Origin of the sequence: Lysinibacillus sp. C5.1, from assembly GCF_016350185.1 — a bacterium.
Lineage (GTDB): Bacteria > Bacillota > Bacilli > Bacillales_A > Planococcaceae > Lysinibacillus > Lysinibacillus sphaericus.
The window spans coordinates 285,697-310,309 of sequence record NZ_CP066226.1; the positions used below are offsets into that span (position 1 = coordinate 285,697).

General features: G+C 35.7%; 27 protein-coding genes and 2 pseudogenes. 13 read left to right on the forward strand and 16 right to left on the reverse strand.

Going from position 1 to position 24,613, the window contains the following annotated elements; all coding sequences use genetic code 11:
* The first annotated feature begins 78 nt into the window (after nt 1-78).
* Both I5435_RS01360 and ldmS read left to right on the forward strand, forming a co-directional pair.
* Nucleotides 79-660, forward strand: coding sequence for a GNAT family N-acetyltransferase (locus I5435_RS01360; protein ID WP_337983102.1), 582 nt, complete (start codon nt 79-81; stop codon nt 658-660).
* A 157-nt stretch (nt 661-817) separates the two neighbouring features.
* Nucleotides 818-1,972 carry an L-aspartate--L-methionine ligase LdmS gene (gene ldmS / locus I5435_RS01365; RefSeq protein WP_038509352.1) on the forward strand — a complete coding sequence of 385 codons (1,155 nt, stop codon included), beginning with the start codon at nt 818-820 and terminating at the stop codon, nt 1,970-1,972.
* Nucleotides 1,973-2,025: 53 nt separating this feature from the next.
* On the opposite strand, the gene I5435_RS01370 is transcribed toward ldmS, so the two are convergent.
* The 5 genes from I5435_RS01370 to I5435_RS01390 form a co-directional block, all read right to left on the reverse strand.
* The gene (locus I5435_RS01370; protein ID WP_108030699.1) at nt 2,026-2,727 is read right to left on the reverse strand and encodes an ABC transporter permease; all 702 of its coding nucleotides are present in this window, start codon (nt 2,725-2,727) and stop codon (nt 2,026-2,028) included.
* On the reverse strand, nt 2,724-3,572 hold the full coding sequence (locus I5435_RS01375; protein ID WP_024360872.1) for an ABC transporter ATP-binding protein: 849 nt from the start codon (nt 3,570-3,572) through the stop codon (nt 2,724-2,726). The genes I5435_RS01370 and I5435_RS01375 overlap by 4 nt, the downstream gene beginning before the upstream one ends.
* Before the next feature lie 144 nt (nt 3,573-3,716).
* Nucleotides 3,717-4,673, reverse strand: coding sequence for a LytTR family transcriptional regulator DNA-binding domain-containing protein (locus I5435_RS01380; protein WP_337983103.1), 957 nt, complete (start codon nt 4,671-4,673; stop codon nt 3,717-3,719).
* A 12-nt stretch (nt 4,674-4,685) separates the two neighbouring features.
* On the reverse strand, nt 4,686-5,267 hold the full coding sequence (locus I5435_RS01385) for a dienelactone hydrolase family protein (protein WP_024360874.1): 582 nt from the start codon (nt 5,265-5,267) through the stop codon (nt 4,686-4,688).
* Nucleotides 5,268-5,443: 176 nt separating this feature from the next.
* Nucleotides 5,444-6,115, reverse strand: coding sequence for a carboxymuconolactone decarboxylase family protein (locus tag I5435_RS01390; protein ID WP_337983104.1), 672 nt, complete (start codon nt 6,113-6,115; stop codon nt 5,444-5,446).
* Between the two features lie 322 nt (nt 6,116-6,437).
* On the opposite strand from I5435_RS01390, the gene I5435_RS01395 reads away from it, so the two are divergent.
* Together I5435_RS01395 and I5435_RS01400 are read left to right on the forward strand one after the other, a co-directional pair.
* Nucleotides 6,438-7,952: a DEAD/DEAH box helicase gene (locus I5435_RS01395; protein WP_443136933.1), complete on the forward strand. Its 1,515-nt coding sequence runs from the start codon at nt 6,438-6,440 to the stop codon at nt 7,950-7,952.
* A 114-nt stretch (nt 7,953-8,066) separates the two neighbouring features.
* Complete coding sequence (locus tag I5435_RS01400) at nt 8,067-8,846, forward strand: YqhG family protein (RefSeq protein ID WP_025218417.1); 780 nt, start codon at nt 8,067-8,069, stop codon at nt 8,844-8,846.
* Between the two features lie 326 nt (nt 8,847-9,172).
* On the opposite strand, the gene I5435_RS01405 is transcribed toward I5435_RS01400, so the two are convergent.
* Entirely contained in the window at nt 9,173-9,496 is a 324-nt protein-coding gene (locus I5435_RS01405) for an ArsR/SmtB family transcription factor (RefSeq protein ID WP_337983106.1), read from the reverse strand.
* Nucleotides 9,493-9,918, reverse strand: a complete 426-nt coding sequence (locus I5435_RS01410; protein WP_024360879.1) for an SRPBCC family protein — start codon at nt 9,916-9,918, stop codon at nt 9,493-9,495. The genes I5435_RS01405 and I5435_RS01410 overlap by 4 nt, the downstream gene beginning before the upstream one ends.
* Nucleotides 9,919-10,094: 176 nt before the next feature.
* On the opposite strand from I5435_RS01410, the gene I5435_RS01415 reads away from it, so the two are divergent.
* Nucleotides 10,095-10,730, forward strand: coding sequence for a LysE family translocator (locus I5435_RS01415; RefSeq protein ID WP_337983107.1), 636 nt, complete (start codon nt 10,095-10,097; stop codon nt 10,728-10,730).
* 147 nt (nt 10,731-10,877) lie between these two features.
* Here the strand turns inward: I5435_RS01415 and I5435_RS01420 are convergent, their stop codons facing one another.
* The 3 genes from I5435_RS01420 to I5435_RS01430 form a co-directional block, all read right to left on the reverse strand.
* Nucleotides 10,878-11,684 carry an SDR family NAD(P)-dependent oxidoreductase gene (locus tag I5435_RS01420; RefSeq protein WP_024360881.1) on the reverse strand — a complete coding sequence of 269 codons (807 nt, stop codon included), beginning with the start codon at nt 11,682-11,684 and terminating at the stop codon, nt 10,878-10,880.
* A gap of 537 nt (nt 11,685-12,221) precedes the next feature.
* Nucleotides 12,222-12,926, reverse strand: a complete 705-nt coding sequence (locus tag I5435_RS01425) for a hypothetical protein (RefSeq protein WP_024360882.1) — start codon at nt 12,924-12,926, stop codon at nt 12,222-12,224.
* Between the two features lie 202 nt (nt 12,927-13,128).
* A complete protein-coding gene (locus tag I5435_RS01430) occupies nt 13,129-14,442 on the reverse strand; it encodes a short-chain fatty acid transporter (RefSeq protein ID WP_024360883.1) in 1,314 nt (437 codons plus the stop codon).
* 307 nt (nt 14,443-14,749) lie between these two features.
* Here I5435_RS01430 and I5435_RS01435 point away from each other — a divergent pair, with 307 nt between their 5' ends.
* From I5435_RS01435 to I5435_RS01455, 5 genes are all read left to right on the forward strand, one after another.
* The gene (locus I5435_RS01435) at nt 14,750-15,631 is read left to right on the forward strand and encodes a LysR family transcriptional regulator (RefSeq protein WP_025218418.1); all 882 of its coding nucleotides are present in this window, start codon (nt 14,750-14,752) and stop codon (nt 15,629-15,631) included.
* Between the two features lie 117 nt (nt 15,632-15,748).
* On the forward strand, nt 15,749-16,456 hold the full coding sequence (locus I5435_RS01440) for a CoA transferase subunit A (RefSeq protein ID WP_024360885.1): 708 nt from the start codon (nt 15,749-15,751) through the stop codon (nt 16,454-16,456).
* Nucleotides 16,456-17,097 carry a 3-oxoacid CoA-transferase subunit B gene (locus I5435_RS01445; protein ID WP_025218419.1) on the forward strand — a complete coding sequence of 214 codons (642 nt, stop codon included), beginning with the start codon at nt 16,456-16,458 and terminating at the stop codon, nt 17,095-17,097. The genes I5435_RS01440 and I5435_RS01445 overlap by 1 nt, the downstream gene beginning before the upstream one ends.
* A gap of 66 nt (nt 17,098-17,163) precedes the next feature.
* Nucleotides 17,164-17,802, forward strand: a complete 639-nt coding sequence (locus I5435_RS01450) for a kinase (protein WP_337983108.1) — start codon at nt 17,164-17,166, stop codon at nt 17,800-17,802.
* A 49-nt stretch (nt 17,803-17,851) separates the two neighbouring features.
* Complete coding sequence (locus I5435_RS01455; protein WP_443136934.1) at nt 17,852-18,262, forward strand: VOC family protein; 411 nt, start codon at nt 17,852-17,854, stop codon at nt 18,260-18,262.
* A gap of 237 nt (nt 18,263-18,499) precedes the next feature.
* Here I5435_RS01455 and I5435_RS01460 read toward each other — a convergent pair whose 3' ends face one another.
* The 5 genes from I5435_RS01460 to I5435_RS01480 form a co-directional block, all read right to left on the reverse strand.
* On the reverse strand, nt 18,500-18,955 hold the full coding sequence (locus I5435_RS01460; RefSeq protein ID WP_337983110.1) for a hypothetical protein: 456 nt from the start codon (nt 18,953-18,955) through the stop codon (nt 18,500-18,502).
* Nucleotides 18,956-19,108: 153 nt separating this feature from the next.
* Nucleotides 19,109-19,384: a hypothetical protein gene (locus tag I5435_RS01465; protein WP_025218421.1), complete on the reverse strand. Its 276-nt coding sequence runs from the start codon at nt 19,382-19,384 to the stop codon at nt 19,109-19,111.
* Between the two features lie 168 nt (nt 19,385-19,552).
* On the reverse strand, nt 19,553-19,816 hold the full coding sequence (locus I5435_RS01470) for a hypothetical protein (protein ID WP_024360891.1): 264 nt from the start codon (nt 19,814-19,816) through the stop codon (nt 19,553-19,555).
* Nucleotides 19,817-20,129: 313 nt separating this feature from the next.
* Nucleotides 20,130-20,750: a YbhB/YbcL family Raf kinase inhibitor-like protein gene (locus I5435_RS01475; protein WP_337983111.1), complete on the reverse strand. Its 621-nt coding sequence runs from the start codon at nt 20,748-20,750 to the stop codon at nt 20,130-20,132.
* Between the two features lie 91 nt (nt 20,751-20,841).
* The gene (locus I5435_RS01480; RefSeq protein WP_227665397.1) at nt 20,842-21,135 is read right to left on the reverse strand and encodes a winged helix-turn-helix transcriptional regulator; all 294 of its coding nucleotides are present in this window, start codon (nt 21,133-21,135) and stop codon (nt 20,842-20,844) included.
* Nucleotides 21,136-22,062: 927 nt separating this feature from the next.
* On the opposite strand from I5435_RS01480, the gene I5435_RS01485 reads away from it, so the two are divergent.
* Entirely contained in the window at nt 22,063-22,458 is a 396-nt protein-coding gene (locus I5435_RS01485; RefSeq protein WP_258841976.1) for a DUF5071 domain-containing protein, read from the forward strand.
* A gap of 8 nt (nt 22,459-22,466) precedes the next feature.
* Nucleotides 22,467-23,336: pseudogene (locus I5435_RS01490) on the forward strand (LLM class flavin-dependent oxidoreductase); the annotation flags it as partial.
* A 49-nt stretch (nt 23,337-23,385) separates the two neighbouring features.
* On the opposite strand, the pseudogene I5435_RS01495 reads toward I5435_RS01490, so the two are convergent.
* Nucleotides 23,386-23,562: pseudogene (locus tag I5435_RS01495) on the reverse strand (IS3 family transposase); the annotation flags it as partial.
* 316 nt (nt 23,563-23,878) lie between these two features.
* Here I5435_RS01495 and I5435_RS01500 point away from each other — a divergent pair.
* Nucleotides 23,879-24,427 carry a GNAT family N-acetyltransferase gene (locus I5435_RS01500; protein WP_024360901.1) on the forward strand — a complete coding sequence of 183 codons (549 nt, stop codon included), beginning with the start codon at nt 23,879-23,881 and terminating at the stop codon, nt 24,425-24,427.
* Nucleotides 24,428-24,613 lie beyond the last annotated feature (186 nt).

Here is a 24,613-nt window from a genome sequence, read left to right on the forward strand (position 1 = left end):
ATGGTTAGAATTTTGAAAATTGGTTATATTCATCATATCAAAAATCCTGTTTAATAATGAAAAAAGGAGTGAAGGACAATGAAATTTAACATGGTAGAAAATAACGTTGTATTATTAAGACCTTTAGTGAGAGAGGATAGTCCAGCGCTATTGGCTGCAGGCAGTTATCCAGAGATTTGGTCGTATATGTCCACAACGATTGAGGATGAAAGTGATGTGCATAACTTTGTGGAAAATGCATTGTCTAACAAAAGCCTCATGAAGGAGTATCCATTTGTCATTGTGGATAAGTTATCAGGACAAATTATCGGCTCAACTCGTTTTATGGATATTGATAGCAAGCATCAACGGTTAGAAATAGGGGCTACTTGGCTTACTCCTTCATTTTGGCGTACTGCGGTCAATACGAATTGTAAATATTTATTGCTTACCTATTGTTTTGAAGTACTTGGTCTACAACGAGTTCAAATTAAAACAGATCATGACAATTTACGTTCACAAAAGGCAATCGAACGTATAGGAGCTACAAAAGAGGGGGTTCTACGCAATCATATGATTCGTAAAGATGGCTCAACGCGGCACACAGTGATGTATAGTATTACATTACAAGAATGGCCAAAAGTAAAGGCACACTTAGAAATATTGTTAGAAATGGAGTAACTTCAAAATACATTAACTCTTCCTCTTACTTATTAAAAATCAGTAAAAAAATGGATGATTAGTAGTCTAATAATCTAGTTTTTGTCAAAAAAAGTGTGGTTTTAGTTATTCAAGGGTAGATTATTTAAAATCTATTTTTGAAAAGTGGGGGACTAGTATGTTGAAGCCAAAATTAACATTGCGACAAATATATGGTGACAATGCTGTTTATACACCTCGTACACCATATAGCGATAATCCATGGATGATGGATGATTGTCATAAACTAGATGCATTAACCTCAAGGGAAGTAGCTATTGCAGATATTCCTGTTTTAGTGCACCGTGCAACACAAACAGCAAAAGCTAAAAAGCTACACGAAGTAGCTGGTTTAGCTTGGATAGAGCAACCGTATACGTATGAAACGCAAGAAGAATATTTAGCACAATTGGATGCATGGTGTGCGGAAGGAAAAACGATTGTTTGTCAGTATTTACATGATGCAGAAGATATGAATCGAAATTGTTATTGGATGGATGCAGCAAAATTTAATGAGCTTAATACGAAAGCTTACATTGATCATTTAATTGACAGTAAATACGTGCCAAGCCGATTAAACATTGAGCTGTATAAATTATCGGATGCAATGAAAAATTGGAAGCCACCTGTTGTACTTAAGCCTGGAGATGATTCGCCCACTTCTGGTGGATACGGTGTTATTATTTGCCAGAATCAGGATGAGCTCACAGAAGGTTTACGTCAATTCCGAATGAATGGGACAGAAAGTATTATTATTGAAGAGTTATTGCAAGCAAAGGATAATTATAGTTGCCAGTTCGTCTATTCAGAAGCGCTTGGTATACAATATTTGGGTGCTTCTAAACAAATGACAGATGACAATGGCATTTATGAAGGAAATGTTATTGTAGAGAAAGTACCAGAAAAAGTGATTGAAGTAGGACGCCATATAATGGAGCGTGGAGTAGCAGAAGGCTTTGTGGGTGTTGCGGGATTTGATTTAATCGTAACAGAAGCAGGAGATGTGCAAGCGATTGATTTAAACTTCCGTCAAAACGGCTCGACATCTATGCTTATGTTTCATGAAGCGTTAGGCAAACCGGTTAATAAATTTGCTTCCTACGCATCAAAAGGTGTAGAGGAGAATGCATCATTTTTTCAAACGATCGAGCAATGTATTAAACAAGGTGTTCTAGTGCCACTATCCTTTTATGATGGGGATTATTTTGAAAATAAAGTAGCATCGCGATTTATTGGTATTTGGTATGCAGATACATTACAAGAAATCGAACAACTTGAACAACAATTACTTTAAGTAAGTGAAATTGTTTGGGTGCCTGGCACTTAAATTGTTTGAGTGCCTGACACCTAATTTAATTTTTTATAAATAAATCCTGTGATTCCCCATGTTAACAACGACCAAACGGTAATCGTAACGATTGGAATAATACAATCCATCATTGTGTAGGGACCTTCTAAAGCTTCTGCTAATAGCACTAGCTGTGAGCTTGGTAGCCATTTCGCCAATTCTAAAATTGGGTAGGCAGAAGCCAGTGATAGGGCAAACGGTCCGAAGGAGAAAATAAACATCACGGGCATCACGATGATGGATGCTTCCATAATCGTTTTGGCAAATAATCCACATAATGTTCCTAAAGCAATATAGAATACGGTAGAGAGCAATAGGGCAATTGCTAGGATTAAAAGATTGGCAGGCTCATAACCAACAAGGAAAATGGCCAAACTAACTACAACAACGGTAACTATAAAGACGAACAAGCTTTTTCCTATTAAAATATCTGCCAGTGAAGCAGGGGATAGCATTAAATTTCGAAGCGTATTTTTTTCTTTTTCTTCAGCTATTAAACAACATTGTACATAGGCAGTTACAACTGCGAATACTAAGTTGATTGGTAAAAAGTATGCATCAATACTGCTCGTGCCAATCTTGTTGTAAGCAAACGCTAATATAAGGGGTAAAAAAACCATAACAGATACTGCATAATTTCGTGAGAATTCCTTGTAGTCTTTCATAAAAATTGCTTGAATACGTGTAAATGACATGTTCATATTAAATCACTCCCTGTTATTTGCATAAAAATATCTCCTAAAGTTGGCTCGTTTGTGTATAGACGTGCAACTGCATTCGATTGCATCCAATCATATAGTTTTTGTGCATCCTGTTCGCCATTTTGAATCGTTTCGTAGTGACCATTTGTTAATTCGACCGTAATGGTTTCATCTCCAAATTCTTTTTTTAATTGCTTTGGTGAACCAATCGCACGTATTTTACCTTGATGTAAAAAGGCAACTCGATCACAAAGTATTTCTGCTTCACTCATATCATGTGTTGTTAAAAAGATTGTTGTCCCGAGCTCATTTAGCTTGCGTAAACCATTGTAAATATGTTGCGTATTGACAGGGTCAAGTGCTGAAGTTGGCTCATCTAAAAATAATAATTCAGGCTTGTGCATAATAGCACGAGCTAATGTCACACGCTGTATCATCCCTTTAGAAAGTTGACTTATTTTCTTTTTACGTTCTGCATAAAGGTTCACAAAATCTAATGCATCTTTTACTGCTGAAGTTGGCAATTGATATAAACTACTATAGAGTAATAAATTCTCCTCGATTGAAAGTCTCGTATACAGTCCACTATTATCAGTTAAAATGCCAAAGCGTTGACGATTTTGACTGCTCTTCATTTCACTAACAGGGCGATTAAATAATGAAACGTCACCTGCAGTTTTTTCTGTTTGTGCAGTTAAAATTTTAATAGTCGTCGTTTTGCCCGAGCCACTTGGGCCAAGAAAACCGAATATTTCACCCTTTTTAATCGTGAAAGAAACATCCTGTAAGGCAGTTTCCCTATTAAACACCTTATTTAAATGTTGTACATCAATAACTGTCTCCATGTGTAAACCTCCTGTGGTTGTTGTTAACCTAACTTTACAGTGTGATGGAGAAGTAGACATTAAATTACAGGTGAAAGGCGGAAAAATGACCTTCAAGGGAGAAATATTAAGCTGACAGGAGTCGTTTATTTCCTGGGAAATCTACTATATTCCGAGTATTTCTTTTAAATCCGCAAGTTTATTTTTCGACAAAGGGACAACCGTTTTTTCATTGCAATTTAACGCAAGACTGTAGCTATTGCGGGTCCAAGTAATGATTTCACGCACCTTTTGGAGGTTAACGATATAAGAACGATGACTTCTAAAAAAGCCGAATGGTGTCAATTTCTGTTCTAAGTCATTAAGAGATAGTGTGCAAGGATAGGCTTCATTTGCAACATATACGCTTACAACGCCTTCCACACTTTCAATATAATCTATTTCTGGTGGGTTAAATAAAATGATTTTGTCATTTTTCTTTGTTGGGATTTTATCAAAGCGGATAGGTGCATTGTCGATTGGTGTGGAAACTGTTTCAATTTCATCCTCTTTTACATCCAGTGCATGTAAACCTAATGCATCTAATCTATATATTTCGCCACTCGAAATAATCAAGTCTTCCAAATTATTTGAAAGTAAAATAATGGTTTTTTCTTTTTTTTGTAGAGCGGCAAGTAATTGTTGTACGCTATGCTTTGAAAATTCATCTAGATTTTGAAATGGTTCCTCGATTACTTGAATTTGTGCTGAATTAAGATATGTATGAAGCAGTTTTAAACGTTGCTTTTCACCGTTTTGAAGTTTATTGATTTTTTTGTTTTTGTGTTCGGTAAGTGTTAAAAGCTTTAAAATTTCGTCTTTATTGTGCAAGGGAATTGTATAAAGCTTCAAACAAAATTGAATATACTCCATCACTGTCAGGCGCTCATATAAAGCACTTTCTCGCAAACAAGTATAACAATTAGGTTGTTTTAAAAACCATTCCATTAAGGGCTTGATTTTAGCAACGTCAGTATAAATGCCAATAATACAGTCTGGTTGCAGTGGAAATTGAAAGCTTGGATAAATAATATTTCCTGATTCAATATAAGGTTCGATTTCAATATATTTATTTTGGTTCATGCTAAGCACTCCTTATAGCTGTTCCTTATGTAAAAAATAATGAATGACAGATTGCGCCTGTAAATAACTATTGTCGCAATAGTTTGAATTGTTGTAGTCCATAAAGCCATGCTTCCCACTTAATTGAGCAGTTTGTACAAACGGCAATCGCTCTATTGCCTTTTTCAATTCATTCACATCAAAGCTTTTTTCATGACTAGGTAAAATGACCAATGTTGGACATGTAGGATGGACGTCTAAGTATTGACGTATTCTTGAGCCGTAAATACAAATAATACGATGAATTGGTAAGTTAGAGAGCCTCCATGCCAATGTTGCACCGACGCTAAATCCGATTAAAACCACTTCATCATATTGTACTTTTGCTTCCAATAGAAGAAGCGTTAGTCGTTCAAGTGGGCGATCAAAGCCGATTTCTTGCGTGAAATATTGATAAGCTTCCTTTTCCTGACTATATGAAAATACTTTGCCGTTGGAATACAGAGAAATACATTCTACGTTTGTATTTGAATCACTATATGTTTGTCCTTGATCTTTTATAAAATCATTTACACCGTAAATTTCATGTAGAATAAAGATTTTTTTTCTTTTCATAGTAACCTCTTTTTCCAATAGTGTAACAAAAAGTATTTAAAGCGTACATTTAATAAAAAACATTGAATTTATAAGCGCGTTACCTTAGCGAATAATAACGATTACCGCAAAAAAAGTGTTAGATTGATTGCGGTCAATCTAACACCCTTGCTCTTTTAACAAACAGTCTAAATATTTTACGTAAGAAGGGCTACTTGATCGTAGGCGTTTAAGGCATTGACACCATGGGCTAAAGCAGAACCCGCCTTTAATGCAGTAGCAACCACAATAGACTCAGCAATTTCCTCTTTGGAAACGCCTAATTTTTTTGCTGCTTGGACATGTAGAGAAATGCAATAAGGGCAGCCTGTAGTATGGGCAACAGCAATAGCAATGAGTTCTTTTTCATATCCTGTTAATAGCCCGTCCTTCATTGTTTTTGTATCAAAGTCAATAAAAGCGTTAAAGGCGCTAGAATGTAGAGTAGAAAATTCTTTAATTCGTAAAAAATACTGTTCTTTATATAGTTCCTCATCCGTATTGCCATCATAGGCGTTTAAGGCATTGACCCCGTGGGCTAGAGCAGAACCCGCCTTGAGTGCGGTAGCAATCATAATAGCTTCACTAGCCTCTTCTTTTGAAGCATTTTTTTGTTTAGCCTGTGTAATATGCAATTCAATGCAATAGGGACAACCTGTCGTATGAGCCACAGCAATGGCGATTAACTCTTTTAATTTAGCTGATAATTTCCCTTCCTTTAAAGCGAGTGTATCGAATTTAACAAAGGCATGAAACGATTCAGGTGAAAGGTTAGCGAATTCACCTAAACGATTAAAATAATTTTTTTGATAAAGACTATTAGTTGACATGGAACCCTCTCCTCAACATTTGTATTTTTGTTATTCTAGCAAAAATTTCCGTCTTCTAAAGCAATTACTAAAATCTAGTGAAAAGTTGTGTGCTTATTTCTACTAAATAATATTAATTAATCCTATAAATGTAAATTTATTTCGAAAAATTTGAAAATAGAACTAAAAATCAAAGGAAATATGTATTTTTTACGAAGACTAGAAAATAGGGTTGGTTTTATTCGATTAAAAGATTGTCTTACTTACTGAGATATTCCTATAAATAATGGTCATAGCTTTTTCTTTTTTGGACAACCTAATTTAGAAATAATAGCATGAGGTGATGATCATGATAGTGGAGAGGTCGTCCGATTGGCAAGAAGGCTTTTTAAATAGGCTAAATAATGCTGAAAAATGGCATAGTTGGACTTTGTACAAAATGAACTATGAAATTGTGAAAATGAATTTAATTCCGGAATTTACTGGTTTACAAGCACCTAAATTTTTGCCCAAACTAACACCACTTGCCCATCAATTAGAAGCAGCGCAAACCGTTATTGAACGTATGAATGGGAAAGCGATATTAGCAGACGAGGTGGGACTTGGTAAAACGATTGAAGCAGGTCTTATTTTAAAGGAATATTTGATACGAGGGCTTGTAAAAAAGGCTTTAATTTTAGCACCAGCATCTCTGATTAACCAATGGATAGAAGAATTGAATCAAAAATTCCACATTCCCGCAATGGCGTATAAAAAAAATTGCCCAATTGAGCGTTACGATATTGTTATTATGAGCATGGATACCGCCAAAAAAAGCCCACATAAAGAACTTATTTATGCGCAAGATTATGACATGATTATTATTGACGAGGCGCATAAATTAAAAAATCATAAAACACAAATATACGATTTCGTACAAGGATTAAAGAAGAAGTTTTGCTTATTACTAACGGCAACTCCTATTCAAAATGATGTTTTTGAACTTTATTATCTTATTTCGCTACTAAAACCAGGTCATCTTGGTAATTATGAAACGTTCCAGTCTGCATTTTCTGCAAGCAAGCACGATTTACAGCATGATGACTATTTAGAAGAATTAGTCAATCAAGTGATGGTAAGAAATCGAAGAGAGGATACAGGCATTGAGTGGACCAATAGACGTGTTCAAATTGTGCCAATTCACTTTAGCCCTGAAGAAATGGAAGTGTATCACCTGCTTGGTACGCTAACATCTACAGCCTCCTTTTCATTAATTACGTTGCAAAAGGAAATGTGCAGCAGTAAAGAGGCGACTGCACTTACATTATCTAAAATGCTTGAAAACAGTGCTGAACGTGAAGCGTTAGAAGAAATTCTAGCAAAAGTTATGGCGTTAGAAATCAACTCGAAGGCCCAAAAAACGCTTGAGATTATTGAACAAGCGAAAGATAAAGTCATTATTTTTACAGAGTATCGTGCAACGCAAATTTACTTGCAGTGGTATTTACACTCACACGGTATTACGAGTGTTTTATTTAATGGTAAGTTCAATAAAAACAAGCGGGATTACATGAAACACGTATTTAAGGAAAAAGCGCAAGTGCTGATTGCAACTGAGGCAGGGGGAGAGGGGATTAACCTTCAATTTTGTCATCACGTAATTAATTATGATTTGCCTTGGAATCCAATGAAGCTGGAACAACGCATAGGTCGTGTGCATCGTCTAGGTCAAGAACATGACGTTCATATTTATAATCTTGCAGTAGAAGATACGATTGAAATAGATATTTTAGCATTGCTGCATACAAAAATTGATGTGTTTGAAAAGGTAGTTGGCGACCTAGATGCCATTTTAACGAATTTCAAAAAAACAGTCTAAATTTGCTTTGGTAGAAGTGCATTGTTGCTAATGAAGTTTGAATGTCCAAGATGTACTTCATTTTCGGCGGGAATGAAAGCCTAAGTGAATGAAATTATTGTAAGGGGAGAGGGCATGTATCCACAACAAGTTCATAATTATTTACGACAATTTTTCTTAGAAAATGAATGTGATATGGTCTTTGAGGATGAGCATTATTTAACAGTACAATTAACGATTGCTATGGATAAAAGAATTATGAACCGCCCTTTTTACTGGCAATATGTAGAAGCAACCAATGGCGAACCTAACCCTGCACAAGTTACCTTTATTACAGAGCAAAATGCAATGTCAGGAAAGGTAATCGGGGAAGTTGTCCATTTTGGCTCACCCAGGCTCAATCAAATATTTCAAGCAACAAGAGAGCTTGGAGCCTTTGTTCAAATGTTTCAAAAAGTGGATGCAGAGATAGGGCAAGTATTGCTTACCCCATGGCTTGGCGTAAATTATAAAGTGTCGTATTGTTGCGATCGAACGAAAGAAATGCTGTACTCTTTTGGTATTAACTTACTGACAGGAACGATAAATAATAATTTCCATGAAGCAATAGATAGCATCGATTGGGACAGCACACAGTCTGAAAACGCATTTTATGTACAACATATTATTAAGCCAGAACGTGCACTTCAGCGCTTGGATAAAGCAATCGATGCAATTATTCAACAGGATGACCATACATGGGCTGAACAAGCAAAAAAGAGATGGCAACGAGACCAGCGTGTTTTAGACTACTTTTATGAAGATGTAGAGGAAAAGCCGGAGTGTTATGAGGTTGAGAAAAAAGCATTAGAAGAACAATATGATGCAAAAATTAAAATTGAAATTGTGAATGGTGGATTATTTTATATGAGATAAAAACATGTAAGAGGCTGGGACTTAACTAAAAAAGTTTAAGGAACAGAGGAAAGGTATTGCTATATGGAGACCTTATCTATTCTTGCTTTTGCAATAAAAAAATTAGAAGGGTTCACTAGTTGTTGGTAGCGAAGGGGTGACTCCTGCTCAGAACGCACACAGCGTAAGACGTTGGCATTTTTGCGCGTTAGCGAGGGTTACGGCTTACTGTGCTGAGCGGAAAGCACCGCCGAAGCGGACAACAACGGTGCAGCAAAAAAGGTGTTAGATTGACTGCCATCAATCTAACACCTTTTCTCTTTTGTCCCAGCGGCTTAAGTTTTGCGCTATTCGTCGTTATCAATAATATGTTGCAACTGCGCCAATTTATTATTCCAAAACAAGTCAAAATATTGTAACCAGTCTTCAATCTCTTTTAACCGATCAGTGTGTAACGTGTAAATTTTTTCGCGCCCTTTCTTTTGGGCGGATACTAGCTCGGCTTGTTCTAAAACGTGCAGATGCTTGACGACAGCAGTTCTACTAATTGTAAAGTGGTCAGCAATTAGTGTAATGGGTTTATCGCTTGATGCTAATAGTTGTAGTACATGACGTCTTGTCGGGTCAGCAATTGCTTGAAAAACATCAACCTTGTTTGCAAGCTGCGTCATGCAGTTTCCACAGTCTCTTTTAATTTTTTGCCAACAAGCATCGACCAACCATTGTCCATATTTTGACGAACAGCGTCAGCAGGCATGTTTGCTTTTGGAATTAGATGAGATGCTTCTTTCCAGCCACCATGAGTTAATGTAAATACTGTTTGCTCTCCAGATTGTTTTAACTCAAATGTAACAAACCACCCATCAGTATCCCATGCAAAACGGACAAAATGTGGTGCATCTACTTTTTCAACTTTACAGGGCGATGGGCCAAAGGGTGATTGGAGTGTAAATGCATGCCCTTCTATTGGTTTAAAATCATTGGGCATAAACCAAGAACCTAGTTTTTTAGCATCTGTAACAGTGTCCCAAACCTTCTCGATTGGCGCGTTGAACGTAACAGTTTTCACAATATTTTGCAGTTGCTCTGACATCATATAGTCTCCTCTATTTTAAAAATATAACCATTAGGTGTTATGAATATATAACACCTAATGGTTATATGTCAATTAATTAGAATGTAACAGATTTTGAAGTCCGCCCCTTTTTCAAGCAGATTACGTATGATAGAATTATTTTTATAATTTTCAGACGAATGGGGGGAGTTAGCATGGAAAATATACCGATGTTTTTACTGATGTGTATTTTGTTAATTATTTTGCCTGGACCTGATACAGCTATTGCGACAAAAAATACATTAACAATCAATAAAAGAGGAGGCTTACAAACGATTATAGGCTCTTGCTGTGGATTATTTATTCATACATTAGCGGCGGTTATTGGTCTATCAGCGATAATTGTAAAATCAGCCTATCTATTTGCGATTTTAAAATACGTCGGAGCAGTGTATTTATGTTACTTAGGTGCCAAGACGTTATGGACGTTAAAAAAGATGCCCGTGCAGTCATCCGTTGTCGATGAAGAAACGCAAATTGACAACAAATATGCGCATCAATCTTGCTTTAAACAAGGCTTCTTAACCAATGTTACAAATCCAAAAGTAGCAGTCTTTTTTTTAACGTTCTTACCGCAATTTGTAGACGGTTCTAACAGTACATTTTTTCCATTTCTACTAATGGGGCTTATTTATACTGCTTTAACCGCTTTATGGTTTGTTTTCTATGTCTATTTATTAGATAAAATTAGTGCTTTTATGAAGAAGCCTATGACAAAGGCAGTAATCGCAGGCCTAACAGGAACCGTTTTAATTGGCTTCGGCATTAAATTAGCCTTAGAAAAGGGTTAGGTGTCAGGCACTCAAACAATTAAAACAGGCTGTAGACAATTCCGGATTTCGGAATGGATCTACAGCCTGAGACAACAAGGATATAAATATCGATAAATTTGAACACGAATAGCAATTTTATGCTAGTTCAATCAGTTAAAAAGGTAATTATTTTTGTAGATTTGCAGCCCAAATATTTGTATCTGCAATAGTTGGATTTGCCATGTAATGGCCACCTTCGATTTGAAGTGTTTGACCAGTCATAAATTTCGATTCGTCAGATGCTAAATACACTACTGCGTAGCCGATATCATCAGCTTCACCATTGTATGGTAGGGCGTTGTATTTTGTGAAAATATCTAGTAAATCCTGTGGTAAGTTGTTTTTAGCTGCAGGTGTTAAAATTAACCCTGGTGCTATCGCATTACAACGGATTTTATCTTTACCGTATTGAGTGGCAATGTATTTAGTTAAGTGAACGACGCCAGCTTTTGTCGTACCATAAGCTGTACGTATTTGGTCACTTGCAAATGCGCCCATAGAAGCTGTGTTAATGATAGAACCACCACCAGCTTTTTGCATATGAGGAATAGCGAAGCGGCTACCTAGTAAAACTGATTTTAAGTTTACATTTACTAGACGATCCCACTCATCTAAATCGATATTTACAACATCTAAATCTTTTTGTAAGTTTGTTAAACCAACATTATTAAATAGAACGGTAATAGTACCGTATTGTGCAACCGTAAACTCTACTGCATCTTCAATAGATTGCGCATCGCCTGCATCTAAGAACACTGCGGATGCTTCATAACCTTCTTTTACTAAAGAAGCTGCAACTTCTTTTGCTCCTTCAATATTAAAATCAGCAATAACAACTTTTGCTCCTTCTTTCGCTAACAAAGTTGCTGCGGATAAACCGATGCCTGACGCGCCGCCAGTAACAAGCGCTACTTTATTTTCCACACGTTTCATACATAACTCCTCCTAGAATGAGTGATAAACAGAATATTGACAGATAAAAATAAATCATATTCAATATAACTTCATTTAAATAACAATAGATAGTTTAACACTAAACTAATGAGAAATGAAATAAAAAGTATAGCTCGTATTTAAAAATATTTGCTTATAACAAAGTACGTTAAAATTATTTTTGTGGCTGCTTAGTGTTCGTAAAAATAAGGTGCTTAAGCCGTTCCTCCATAACCTTTTTCTTTTCCTTTCGGCACTTTCTAATATGCAGCATTTTCCGTATCAAATAGCTTCCTATGATTACGACACAAAACAGTATTAAAAAAATCAGCATCAAAAAAATTCCTTTTTATATAATTTGATAGAACATAGGTGTAGCTATAATGACGTTCCCTCTGTATAAAGAGAGGGCCTGCACGCAAATCATTTTCTGTACATGCTGCAATTGACAGCTACACGTCGCTGAAGACTATTTGTCTTTTTAACAGTAATAATGAACATCCTAACAGAAGCAATTAAGCCCATCCGAAAGCATAATTAAAACAACGGCAGATGAGAGTCCATTGATAGCTCATTATTAACGAAAATTCGATTGCTAATGACGAAAGATAATAACATTTTTAAGGCAATAATTTTGTGTGCGCCATCTTGTAAAATAACGATTTTTGTAAATTTTAAATTGGCTATGCGATTAGCCAAAGCATATTCATTACAATTTGTAATGGAACCTCCCATAGGATGACAACCTAATACAAAATTACCTGCATAAGAATCTTTTAAGACATTGGGATGCATGGATTGATAGTGTACTTCCAAAATACTGTCCCCATCGTTCATAAACCGATTAGCAATGAGGAAATTTTTGAGTGCCCCTTTTAAATCAATGGCAATTGCAGTATCTGCTAAAATTGCTCGGAAATAAACAGATACAATATTAGCATTTCCTATGTAAGGCTTAACTTCTACATTTATCTCTCCTGAAGGTAAAACAGATAGATGTACATTTGCTTCATGAATACCATCTGTTAACTTCATCATTGTTTTCCCGTAGTGCATACTTTTTATAAAAATACTATTATCGTCCATATAAGCCACTGCAATTTGATTATTTTCAACTTGTAGCCACTTCGCTTCAATTCCTAATACTTCTACACAATTTTGTAGTTCATATACGTGGTGCTGAAATGAGAAACCCATATAATCCAAATTAACGGTACGATTTTCAAGCAATTGCTTCAACATCTGTGCTATCTCCAATCTTTGATAAATTATGACAAATTTCTTATTTGATTATAGGAAATGAAACTCTCAAAAAACTCTCAACTAGTCTAATATATCGACATTATAAAAAATAAAATGGTTACTTAGGTCTTAAACTAAACCAAAAAACCCCACAAGAACGGTATTAACGCTCTTTGTGAGGTTTTAAAAAATTCAATAGTAACTAGAAGAAGTACAGTCCGATACTAATGATAATTCCTGTAAAGATCAGGATAAATAAACAGAATCCCATAATATCTTTTGCCTTTAAACCTGCAATTGCGAGTGCTGGGAGGGCCCAAAATGGCTGAATCATATTTGTCCAAGCATCTCCCCAAGCGATAGCCATAGCCGTTTTGGCATAATCCGCACCTAGAGTCGTTGCAGCATCTAACATAATGGGTGCTTGAACCGTCCATTGGCCACCGCCAGAAGGTACAAAAAAGTTGACAAGCCCCGCAGAGAAAAATGTGAATAAATAGAAAGTATGGTCGTTTGAAATGTTGACAAACCATTCAGAAAATACCGCCGCTAAGCCAGAAGCGGTCATCATCCCCATAATACCGGCGTAAAAAGGGAATTGGAATACTATACCTGTTGTTGTTTTAATTGCATCTTGTGCAGCGGCAAGAAAACGCTGCGGTGTACCATGAAAAATAATTCCCAGTACAATAAAAATCGTATTTACAACATTTAAATTTAAAACAAAGCCTTTTGTAATAAAATGCTGAATTAAATAAATAACACCGATAAGACCAATTAATATTGTTAGAATGTAGCTGCGCTCTGAACGGCTTGCAAAATGATTTTCAGCTTTTGGCAGCTCTATTTTTTCCTCAATTAATAAAGAAGGTTCAATTTCTACGACATCCTCTTCCTTTGGCATCATCCAACGGTTAAATAATGGCAATGTCAGAACAATGACAATGACAATAAATAAGTTGTATGTAGAGAAAAGTGTAACGTCTGTTGGGATTACACCCATAATATTTGCAAAAGGATGCCCCTCCGTTGCAATTGATAATGGAACGGAACCTGCTAAACCTCCGTGCCAAATAACAAATCCTGAATAAGCACTGGCAATTAATAAACGATAGTCCACTTTTTTAACATGACGTGCAATTTCTTTTGCAAAAAGTGCCCCTATGACTAGTCCGAATCCCCAGTTAATCCAGCAAGCAATTAATGAAATAAATGTCACAATTATAATTGCCATGCTTGGCGTTTTAATTTTACTAGCGACTGCTGATAAGCCTTTTTTAAAGACAGGGCTATTCGCTAAAATATGTCCAGCAGCTAAAACAATGACCATTTGCATAGTAAAGGATAATAACTCCCAAAAGCCGTCTCCCCAGTAAGTAACCATATCTAATGGAGAGGAATCTGTTAGTGTGACCCCTAATAATAACACTAGTACTGTGAGTATAGTGACAAATATGTATGGGTCAGGCAAATACTTTTCCATAATAGCATTCGATAGTTTTGTTAACGTTTTCAATCTAGTAAACCCCCTTTTATTTCTACCATCCCTTATTCCTAATATTACATAGGGTGGCTTGTAAATAAAGATAAAAATGGTATGAAAGACAGTAAATGAAACGTAAAATAGAAATAAAGAATTGGAACAGCTCTTCTGAAATTAGCTATTTAAATATTATCGAACATATAAGAAAACCTTATCATTCTTGAATTTATTCCCGTTACGTTTTGCAAGAAGGATTAAAAGATAAGGAGTAGAATTTATTACTAATAAACACTTTTAGAACTTTTTTTATAACAAATAAGAATAAATAAGGGGTCATTAAATGGAATTACGTGATTTAAAGGCATTTATGGATGTGGTGGAATATGGAAGTTTTACAAAAGCAGCAAGTGAGTCCTTTGTATCCCAGCCCTCATTAAGTAAGAGCATAAAAAAATTAGAGGATAATCTTCACGTCGAGTTATTGAATCGGTCCACACGACATGTAGAGTTAACGGATGCAGGACATATTGTATATAAGCAAGGACAAAAAATTATGCGCTCAGTCCATGATTTGCATATATTGCTAGATGACTTGTTAAATATTAAAACAGGAACTATAAAATTAGGTATTCCACCACTGATAGGCACGTTGTTTTTCCCAGAAATTGCTCGTAAGTTTCATCAGCAATATCCAAATGTTCATTTAGAGCTAGTGGAACGTGGAGCGAAGTTAATAGGCACTTTAGTGGAAAATGGTGAAGTGGATATGGGGATTGTCGTTTTACCTACCGACGAGCGAAAATTTGTTGTGCAATCTTTTGTGGAAGATCAGTTTTTTGTCTATATAAATGAACAGCATCCTTTAGCGCAGCAGGATACTATTTTATTGCAAGATTTAAAAAATGAATCGTTTATTATTTTTACAGAGGAATTTACGTTGCATGATTATGTGATTAAATCCTGTAAAAGTGCTGGATTTACGCCGATTATCGGATACAAAAGCTCACAATGGGATTTAATCGTGGAGTTAGTGTCTTCAAATTTGGGTGTAACGCTGTTGCCTTATTCTATTGCGGCAAAGCAAACGAATCAAAATGTAAAAATTATACCGTTACAGAACTATCATATGCCGTGGCGCCTTGGCGTTATTACGAAAAAAAATACATATCAATCTTATGCTTTAAAGCAATTATTAAAGACAATACGATCGGAAGAAACATAGTAACAATGCAGTTATTCGATTTTAGAATAAATAACATTCCAATTAATTCCTTTACTTATAAAACAAGAATGATGTAGAATTTTTCTTAATAAACGAGCAATTTTAGGGGGTTTCGATATGGAGAACGGGAAAGTGTGGCATTCGTTTGAGGAAGCCGTTGCAGATATTAAGGAAGGTGCTACGTTAGCAGTTGGGGGATTTGGTTTATGTGGTATTCCAGAAAAGGCAATTGCAGCATTACAACAAAAGGGAACAAAAGACTTAACCGTTGTAAGCAATAATTGCGGAGTGGATAATTGGGGATTAGGATTATTACTAGCTAATAAACAAATAAAAAAAATCATTGCTTCCTATGTTGGCGAAAATAAAATTTTCGAACAGCAGTTTTTAAACGGCGAGTTAGAAGTAGAGCTTGCGCCACAAGGAACGTTAGCTGAGCGGCTACGAGCTGGTGGAGCGGGTATTCCAGGATTTTATACAGCGACAGGGGTTGGCACGCCTATTGCAGAGGGCAAGGAAGTAAAGGTTTTCGATGGCAAAGAATATATTTTAGAACAAGGGATTGTTGCAGATTTTGCGCTTGTCAAAGCATGGAAAGCAGACAAGCTAGGCAACTTAATTTATAGAAAAACATCACGTAATTTTAATCCGTTAGCAGCAATGGCTGGCAAAATTACAATTGCAGAAGTAGAAGAAATTGTGGAAGTGGGCGAACTAGATCCAGATCATATCCACACACCAGGTGTCTTTGTGCAACGTGTCTTACTCGGTGACAAATATGAAAAACGTATTGAGCGTTTGACAGTGAAAAAGGAGGAAGCATGATGGTGGATACAAGACATAGAATAGTGAATAGAGCAGTGCAAGAAATTGAAAATGGTATGAATGTCAATTTAGGTATTGGTATCCCAACACTTATTGCCAATGCTATTCCTGCTGACTACGAGGTGTTATTACAATCTGAAAATGGTCTTCTTGGCATTGGCCCTTATCCAGAGGAGAGTATGGTAGACCCTGACCTCATTAATGCAGGGAAGGAAACGGTGACAGCCGTGCCAGGCGCATCCTTTTTTGATAGCGCTGATTCCTTTGCCATGATACGTGGGGGGCATATTGATCTTGCAATTTTAGGTGGTATGGAAGTTTCGGAAACTGGGGATCTAGCGAATTGGATGATTCCAGGAAAAATGATTAAAGGCATGGGCGGTGCTATGGACCTTGTTGTCGGCGCGAAAAGAGTTATCGTGGTGATGGAGCATGTCAATAAAAATGGAGAATCAAAAATTAAAAAGCAGTGTGAGCTACCGTTAACAGGAAAAGGTGTCGTGCACAGATTAATAACGGACTTGGCTGTATTCGATTTTACAGATGCAGGTATGCAACTCATCGAATTAGCAGAGGGTGTGACATTGGAAGAGGTAAAAGAGAAAACGGCTGCTTCATTTAATGTTGCTTTATCCCATTAATTAATAAGAGACCAGTTTACCTTGTGAAGGTAAGCTGGTTATTTGAATTTTAAGGAGAGTGAAGAATTGCTTTGCCTACAGCAGGTTACAAACGAAATAATGAAACAATATTGCAGTTCGGATCGAGGAGCAAGGCCATTTATTGTTGCCATTGACGGATTAGGTGGGGCAGGAAAAACGACCTTTGTCAAAGAGTTAGTGAGCATGCTAGAAAATGCATGTACGATCCATGTGTTACATATTGACGATTACATTGTAGAAAGCGAAAAACGCTATAATACGGGTTATGAAGAATGGTACGAATATTATTACTTACAATGGGATATAGCGTACATAAAATATTGCTTTTCCAAAATACATAAAGATTATCAGGAGCTAACGCTTCCTTTTTATAATCGGGAAACGAATACTATCATAAATATACAAAGCGTATTTCCACCAAATAGTATTTTATTAATAGAAGGAGTCTTTCTCCAGCGCCATGAGTGGGAACAATTTTATGATTATACGGTTTTTTTAGAATGCTCTTTAGAGATTAGGAAAGAAAGAGTACTAAAGCGTGATTCGTATATAGGCGATGAATTAGCAATAATGAAGAAGTATAAACAGAGATATTGGATGGCAGAACAATATTACTTAGAAAAGGAATCACCATTACAAAAAGCAAATATAATCTGGCAATCGGCTAAAATCTCAGACTATTGACCGTTCTACTCTCAAGTTTTTCCAGTATATAATGGTCCTGAAAGGGGAGATGGCAATGAAAGATTGGTCAAAGGAAGTTGTACAAGTTCGTGTTGCAAGACCTACAAATCAATTAGCAGCAATAGAAAGATTTTATTGTGAAGGGGTAGGATTAGAAAAAATAGGTTCTTTTTCAGGCCATCAAGGCTACGATGGCATTATGATTGGCCTGCCAAACGCTAATTATCATTTGGAGTTTACCGAGCATATTGAGGGGAGCCCGTGTCCAGCACCGACAAAAGATAATCTTCTAGTGTTGTATATGCCAAATATTGAAACAATCCAACGAATTGCGCAACGTTTGGCGCAGATGGGGTATCCAGAAGTAGAGCCTGAAAATCTTTATTGGGCTGAAAAAGGTGTAACAATTGAAGATCCGGATGGCTGGCGTATTGTATTAATGAATACAATGGGCATATAAATGAATGTTTTGATTGTCTAGAGGTCTGAAGCGGTTGAGAGGCCAATGAAGCGACGCAATCATTACATAGATTGACGCATAAAAATAGACGCAGGCATACTGCACGCAAGCGAGTACGGGCATAGAAGTACCCTTTGGAGCAATTGCCATAGCGAAAAACAATAACAGAGCAAAAAAGTGTAAGATTGATGGCAGTCAATCTTACACTTTTTCCATTTTGCACTCGCTTCTGAATGCTTAATCTCCTAATGCTTGGTTTTCCCTATATTCAGTAGCAATGGATTCTATATTTAATCGAGAATAGTCGGCCCAATTGACAGTTCTAAAATCTTTTTCATTAAAATAAATGCTTAATACTTCGGTCATTTCTTCATTGCTATTAGCACCTGTTAATGGGGCATACCAAATAATCGAAGGTGTTTTCACGCTTTTTAGTTTCGACATCTCTGCAAATATTTTCCCTGAATCTTTTAGCATTTGGTTTTTTGAACCTTCTCTGACATCTGTATCCTGAATCGAAATAGTAACAATACCTTTCGTTTCTTCTACAGTAAATTTATTTTTAACGGTTGCGCCCACAATCTCTTTAACAGATGTCTCTTGATTCACTGCTGCTTCCTTCGGTTCTGCATTCTTTCCACAGGCTGATAACAATAGCGTGAATAGTACTAACATGTAAAGTAGTTTTTTCATGTTCATTCCTCCCTTGTTACTCCATATATGTTCAAATTGCGTATGAATTATACAAAGGGACAGGGAGTTAAAGTATTTTTTCTAACGAATGAAAGAAAATCATCTTCTGTGCATTACTGACTATCGGAAAGTGAGAGGCATGCGTAACATATGTTATCCATTTTTTATAAATTGGACAATAAATAAAACAATAAATAATAAACACATCGCTACGCCCATATACAAACATTTGTAATAAGCTTTAGTGTCCGTTCCTTTGTAATCAAAACCACGATTTAATATGACGAGTCCAAAAAGGACCATGATTAAATTTAAATATAGCGGATCGAATCCAGCAGGAACGACAAGAGCAAACATGAAAATGATTAGTATGACATGTATGTACTTTCTTATAGGATGGATAAATGTAATCTTCTTAAAAAATTTCATCATATCACTCCTTCAAGAAATTTACTGTTTATGAAGTTGCAAATGTTGCTACTAAATAGTTTAATGAGAAACCCTTTATTCTAAAGTAGAAATACTAGTTAAATAAAATAATATCAACTGAAAACAAAAGAATGTTCGTTTCTAGTTGATATTATTCCACAAGGCTATTTATTTGCTTACTACATCTAGGCACCAAGAGAAATTATCCCATGCTGAATACCAACCGTTGAAAATTTCTGATGAATCGTCCCAACGAACTTCAAATTTTCTATGACCTTCGATATCTAGTAAATATAAAGCTAAAGTATCATCTGCTTTAGAGACGGCAATTTTCATCCCATGTTGAAGTTCTTCTTCGGTGAATGGTACATCTGAAACCGAACGAAGCTGTGCTTGTTCAAATACTTGTTTGTTAATAATTCTGTAATTCATAATAAACCTCCAATAAAACTTTCTTGAAATTAACTTTCTATTTTACGTGCCAATAACAGGACTATAAAAGTATATCCTATATTGTTTCAGTAATGAAAACAAAAAAATTATTAGCCAAGCTCTTTTTGTCTAAATTGTTGCTATAGCTGGCTAAAGTTTCAGTGATTTAACGTAGAAAATCAAATCAATTTGTTCTTAAAACAATGTTACTAGGAGCAAAGAAAAAAGTCCAGAGACTCAAAAAATCGAACAGTCCCGGACTTATTTGAAATTAAATTGAGATAATGTTGAGATAAATTAGGATAATAAGTAATTACTTATTTGGGTAAGTACCCTTTAAAGTGTAGTCAGCTAACACATGCCCTTCGATAGCATGATAGAGTTCATTCAGTAAAAATCCATTTTCTAAATCGACGGTCGTATCTAATGCATAGACATGAATCTCGTAAGTATGAGGTTTATCGGGCGGAGCCATCCCCCCGTAAAAGCTAGAGAGTTCTGTACTTTGGCTACCTCCTTGAGGACTTATCCAACTATTTACGCCTTGGACAAAATCGGTCGCTGTTTGACTTTCGTTTTCTTTCAGTTCATCTTTTTGAATATTAGCTGCTGTCCAATGAATCCAAGAGAACCCTTGGCTAATAGGGAAAGCGTCTTTATCTTCTAAAACTAACGCATATGACACAGTTTCTTTTGGTGCATTTTCAAACTTTAATGGTAATGAATAAGTCGGCATGCCATGCTCGTTAAAGGAATCTCCTAGTTGTCCATATTGATCTTGAATAACGCCATCTACTATACCAGTACTTGTTACGACAAATGATTTTTCTTTTGTGGATTCAGTAATATTTTTATTTAGATTACTGCATCCAGCTAGTATACCTGTAGCTAACAGTGAAAGGATGGATAGGAATAGTATAAATTTTTTCTTCATGGTTATTACCTCCATATGTTGTTGTTGAGGTCATGATAACATGGAGAAAAAACTATCGTAAATTACCCACTTTTTTGTAAGGGTACTCTATTTAACGACTACCTATTATTTGTTTTTCCTCGAGATATTGAATACCTAATCGCTGCATAATTTCTAATGATTTTAATACTTCTTTTCCTTTTGTACTTAAGCTATATTCCACTCGTAGTGGATATGTGGAAAGGTATTCCTCTTTATCGACTAATTGAAAATCCATTAGTTCTTTTAATTGTTCTAACAGCATTTTTTCAGTGATTCCTTTAATATCCCGTCTTAGTTTAGATGGAGATGTGGGTCCAAGCCGTAATCGCCAAATAATAATACATTTCCATTTTCCTTTGATCATATCTTGTACTAATTCTAACGGACAAGTGTATTCTTCTCTTAATTTGATGATAATCTCCTCCTACTCTATTTTTAGTTTTTTATAACACAAACGTAAAAAACGGACAACTGTAAGCAATTATTGAACGAACGGTTATCTAAATAAAATGCTATGTGAGCAATATTGCATAAATTAATATATGTAAATAAATGGTATAATAAAGGCGGTGTTATAATTAACAAAACATTTTGTTCTTGAAAAGAAGGGGTGACTTATGTTGAACAAAATAGGATTGGGATTGTATATAACCGGTATAATCATTTACCTTATTTATTAGGGTATTCAACAAATGAAATATTAAAATACCCTTTGTATTTAGGGTGGATTGTCAGCATTTTATTTTTGCCTAAAGTAAGTAGAAAAGAGGGTAGAGAATCACATAATAGAGTCTTAAATAAGAATTATTAAATATATGAAAAAACCAATTTTTGGTGTAAAATTACACTAAATATTGATTTCCTTATTTGTTCAATATAGTGAGGTTTATATAAATGAAAAAATTTATTATTTGTATAATGTCTTTATTTCCAGTTCCATTTTTCTTTTATTTTTATGAATATCATTTTTATCTTAATAGTGAGGACGCGGATTTCTTATTTCCTATATTTATAGTGTGCATAGTCGTTATAGGTCTATTAACGAGAAAAATGAATTTACCTTTGTTTTTTAGTTTAAATATTATGATGCTCGTTATTTCATTAGTATTGGGTCATTTTTTTATATTGGATGATGGCAGTTGGTTTAAACCTTTTGGCAAAAACGGTGCTATGATATTTGTCTCAAGTATCTATATTCTAGGTCAGTTATTTATAAGATTGCTTAGTAAGCAAGGTCCTACTAATGTTGCGTAGTTTTTTAATAGAGTGTTAACCAAGGAAAAACAAGGAGGTGCTGGATTTGGAAGGGTATGAAGATTATCTCCCTTTAAATATATACGATGTTGATAAGGTTGAAAAACTAAAAAAATTAGATAGAAATGTATTAGAACCTTTACTGCCTGACCTCCTCGAATATACGCAAGATATGAACTGGCCTGTTGCTTCTGGCGTGGTGGAGATACTATTAACTTTCCCTAAGGAAATTGTCTCTCATGTGCAAGCGATATTATCTTCAAATGATGATAACTGGAAGTGGTTTATTTTGAATTTTTTGGTTATTAAATTACCTGTAGAGTCGCAAGTTCAGTTTAAACAGTATTTAATAAGAGTTGCCCAAACCCCTACGCAAAATGAAATCGCAGAAGAACTTGATGAAATTGCCAAAGAAATTGTAGACATGCTCTAAATTTGGAGTCGGCAGCGGCACCGCAAACAAAAAATATAAGGCTTACAAGTGCCGTAACTGTGCTTTCTTCAGCTGATCCCGTACGCGTTTTCCAAGATTTTTCCACACTTGACGGCATTTCAAATGGACGTGCAGAAATAATGGCGGGGAGAGGTTCTTTTATTGAGTCATTTCCGTTGTTTGGCTATAATTTGAACGATTATGATGAATTGTATGAAGAACATTTGGACTTGCTGCTCAAAATTCGTCAATCGGAAAAAGTAATTTGGCAGGGCAGACATCGACCTGCAATAAATAATTTAGGTGTGTATCCAAGACCAGTTCAAAATTCTATACCTATATGGGTAGGTAGTGGTGGAAATCAAGATTCTGCCATCCGTGCAGGCCTACTAGGGTTGCCACTTATGCTAGCAATTATTGGTGGAAGCCCTATGCAATTTGCACCGATTGTACAGTTATATAAGAAAGCAGCAGCAAGTGCCGGACATGATGTATCTAAACTTCAGGTAGGTTCTCACTCGATAGGTTTTATAGGGGAAAACAGAGAATTGGCAGCAGATACATTTTTCCCATCTACGCAAGCTGGTATGAATAAGCTTGGTAAAGAGCGAGGTTGGGCTTATTATGACCGTTCAAGCTTTGATGCTGCAAGGAGTTTTGAAGGAGCATTGTATGTTGGTGATCCAGATACAGTCGCTGAAAAAATCATTCATTTGCGTAAGCATGTAGGGATTACACGTTTTATGATGTATGTGCCGTTAAGTACAATGCCACATCATCAAGTAATGCGTGCCATCGAATTGCTCGGGACAGAGGTTGCCCCCCGTGTTCGAGAGGAAATTGCTAAATGGGAAGCTAACGAGGAACAGAATATATAATATTTTATTAAAGAATACGACCATTGATTTTAGAAATTGCCGATACCTCTACAGGTTGTTTCAAACGATTGATTTCGCCATTTTTATACCAACGCATCCATGTTTCCACCTGTGTTTTATGACGTATATTTAATTCCAATAAAATCTGTTTGATAGGTACATCTGCTAATCGCATCTCAATCGCTTTCATTTTTACATCATATGGATAACTCACTCTTGTTCCCATAGAAAAAACACCTCCTAATTGAAGTTTGGGTATCTATACCCGATTTCAATCGAAGATGCTTTTTTTATTTGTCTATATCTATTGGGGTCAGTTCCATTTTATATATGAGGTTTTTAAACAACACCCTAATCGTTAAATATTAGGGTGCTGTTATTTTTTATGTTAACTACAGAGAACTTCTATCTTATGTTGCCTATCGTTTAGTAGTTAGGAAAATTTTAAAAGGGCCATACAGCCGCTAATTAAGGAGGATATATTTCCATTATGTAGAATATGCTATTGAATAGTGGGGAATATTTTTAGACGAGGTGTTCAATTGCATAAGATAAGAACGGAAACAGAAAGATTAGTTATTCGATTTATAGAAGAGGATGATTATTCTTCTTGGCTTACTGAATATGAAAATCGTTTACCTTCTCAGCATAAATACGATGACGGGAAAATAGACATGGGTATTTGTACAAAAGAATGGTTTAGTGAGTTAGTCACTCAACATTATCAGATGGCTGTGGATGACAATGTTTATGTATTTAGTGTGTTTAGAAAAGAGGATAATGCACATATTGGTGTTATCGATTTTTCAACAATTATGAGGAGAGAATTTCAATGGGCTAGATTCGGGTATACCATCCATAACCACTTTTGGAGAAGGGGCTATGGTAAAGAGGCTGTAAAGGCAGCGATTGAGCTAGCGTTTGAGAAATTAAATTATCATCGAATCGAAGCGCATATAAACCTTGATAATAATGCATCAATAAAGTTGGCAGAAAGTGTTGGAATGGTTTATGAATGCACGAGAAAAGGCTTTATCTATGAGGACGATGAATGGACTGATCATCTCGTCTACTATATCAATGCAAAGTAGTGCCTACGCTTGTACACATGTATTAAAAAAGCATCTTAGCCAAATTGGTTAAGATGCTTTATAAATGTAAGAGGGGATAAAAGACGCATAAGCCGTTACTATTTTTATGCTTAGCTTCATTGGAAATATCCATATACATAAGGCACAGCACTGTAAATTAACGCTATTATTTTTTAGTTATTTAAA

Coding starts and splice junctions, on each gene's coding strand:
- I5435_RS01465 (WP_025218421.1), bottom strand. CDS start 19,384: ATGAAATTTTTTAAGAAGATTACATTTATCCATCCTATAAGAAAGTAC.
- I5435_RS01420 (WP_024360881.1), bottom strand. CDS start 11,684: ATGAAACGTGTGGAAAATAAAGTAGCGCTTGTTACTGGCGGCGCGTCA.
- ldmS (WP_038509352.1), top strand. CDS start 818: ATGTTGAAGCCAAAATTAACATTGCGACAAATATATGGTGACAATGCT.
- I5435_RS01470 (WP_024360891.1), bottom strand. CDS start 19,816: ATGAATTACAGAATTATTAACAAACAAGTATTTGAACAAGCACAGCTT.
- I5435_RS01425 (WP_024360882.1), bottom strand. CDS start 12,926: ATGTTGAAGCAATTGCTTGAAAATCGTACCGTTAATTTGGATTATATG.
- I5435_RS01460 (WP_337983110.1), bottom strand. CDS start 18,955: ATGAAAAAACTACTTTACATGTTAGTACTATTCACGCTATTGTTATCA.
- I5435_RS01390 (WP_337983104.1), bottom strand. CDS start 6,115: ATGTCAACTAATAGTCTTTATCAAAAAAATTATTTTAATCGTTTAGGT.
- I5435_RS01445 (WP_025218419.1), top strand. CDS start 16,456: ATGGTGGATACAAGACATAGAATAGTGAATAGAGCAGTGCAAGAAATT.
- I5435_RS01480 (WP_227665397.1), bottom strand. CDS start 21,135: ATGATCAAAGGAAAATGGAAATGTATTATTATTTGGCGATTACGGCTT.
- I5435_RS01395 (WP_443136933.1), top strand. CDS start 6,438: ATGATCATGATAGTGGAGAGGTCGTCCGATTGGCAAGAAGGCTTTTTA.
- I5435_RS01415 (WP_337983107.1), top strand. CDS start 10,095: ATGGAAAATATACCGATGTTTTTACTGATGTGTATTTTGTTAATTATT.
- I5435_RS01410 (WP_024360879.1), bottom strand. CDS start 9,918: ATGTCAGAGCAACTGCAAAATATTGTGAAAACTGTTACGTTCAACGCG.
- I5435_RS01455 (WP_443136934.1), top strand. CDS start 17,852: ATGGCAATGAAAGATTGGTCAAAGGAAGTTGTACAAGTTCGTGTTGCA.
- I5435_RS01380 (WP_337983103.1), bottom strand. CDS start 4,673: ATGAACCAAAATAAATATATTGAAATCGAACCTTATATTGAATCAGGA.
- I5435_RS01405 (WP_337983106.1), bottom strand. CDS start 9,496: ATGACGCAGCTTGCAAACAAGGTTGATGTTTTTCAAGCAATTGCTGAC.
- I5435_RS01360 (WP_337983102.1), top strand. CDS start 79: ATGAAATTTAACATGGTAGAAAATAACGTTGTATTATTAAGACCTTTA.
- I5435_RS01375 (WP_024360872.1), bottom strand. CDS start 3,572: ATGGAGACAGTTATTGATGTACAACATTTAAATAAGGTGTTTAATAGG.
- I5435_RS01385 (WP_024360874.1), bottom strand. CDS start 5,267: ATGAAAAGAAAAAAAATCTTTATTCTACATGAAATTTACGGTGTAAAT.
- I5435_RS01475 (WP_337983111.1), bottom strand. CDS start 20,750: ATGAAGAAAAAATTTATACTATTCCTATCCATCCTTTCACTGTTAGCT.
- I5435_RS01370 (WP_108030699.1), bottom strand. CDS start 2,727: ATGAACATGTCATTTACACGTATTCAAGCAATTTTTATGAAAGACTAC.
- I5435_RS01400 (WP_025218417.1), top strand. CDS start 8,067: ATGTATCCACAACAAGTTCATAATTATTTACGACAATTTTTCTTAGAA.
- I5435_RS01435 (WP_025218418.1), top strand. CDS start 14,750: ATGGAATTACGTGATTTAAAGGCATTTATGGATGTGGTGGAATATGGA.
- I5435_RS01440 (WP_024360885.1), top strand. CDS start 15,749: ATGGAGAACGGGAAAGTGTGGCATTCGTTTGAGGAAGCCGTTGCAGAT.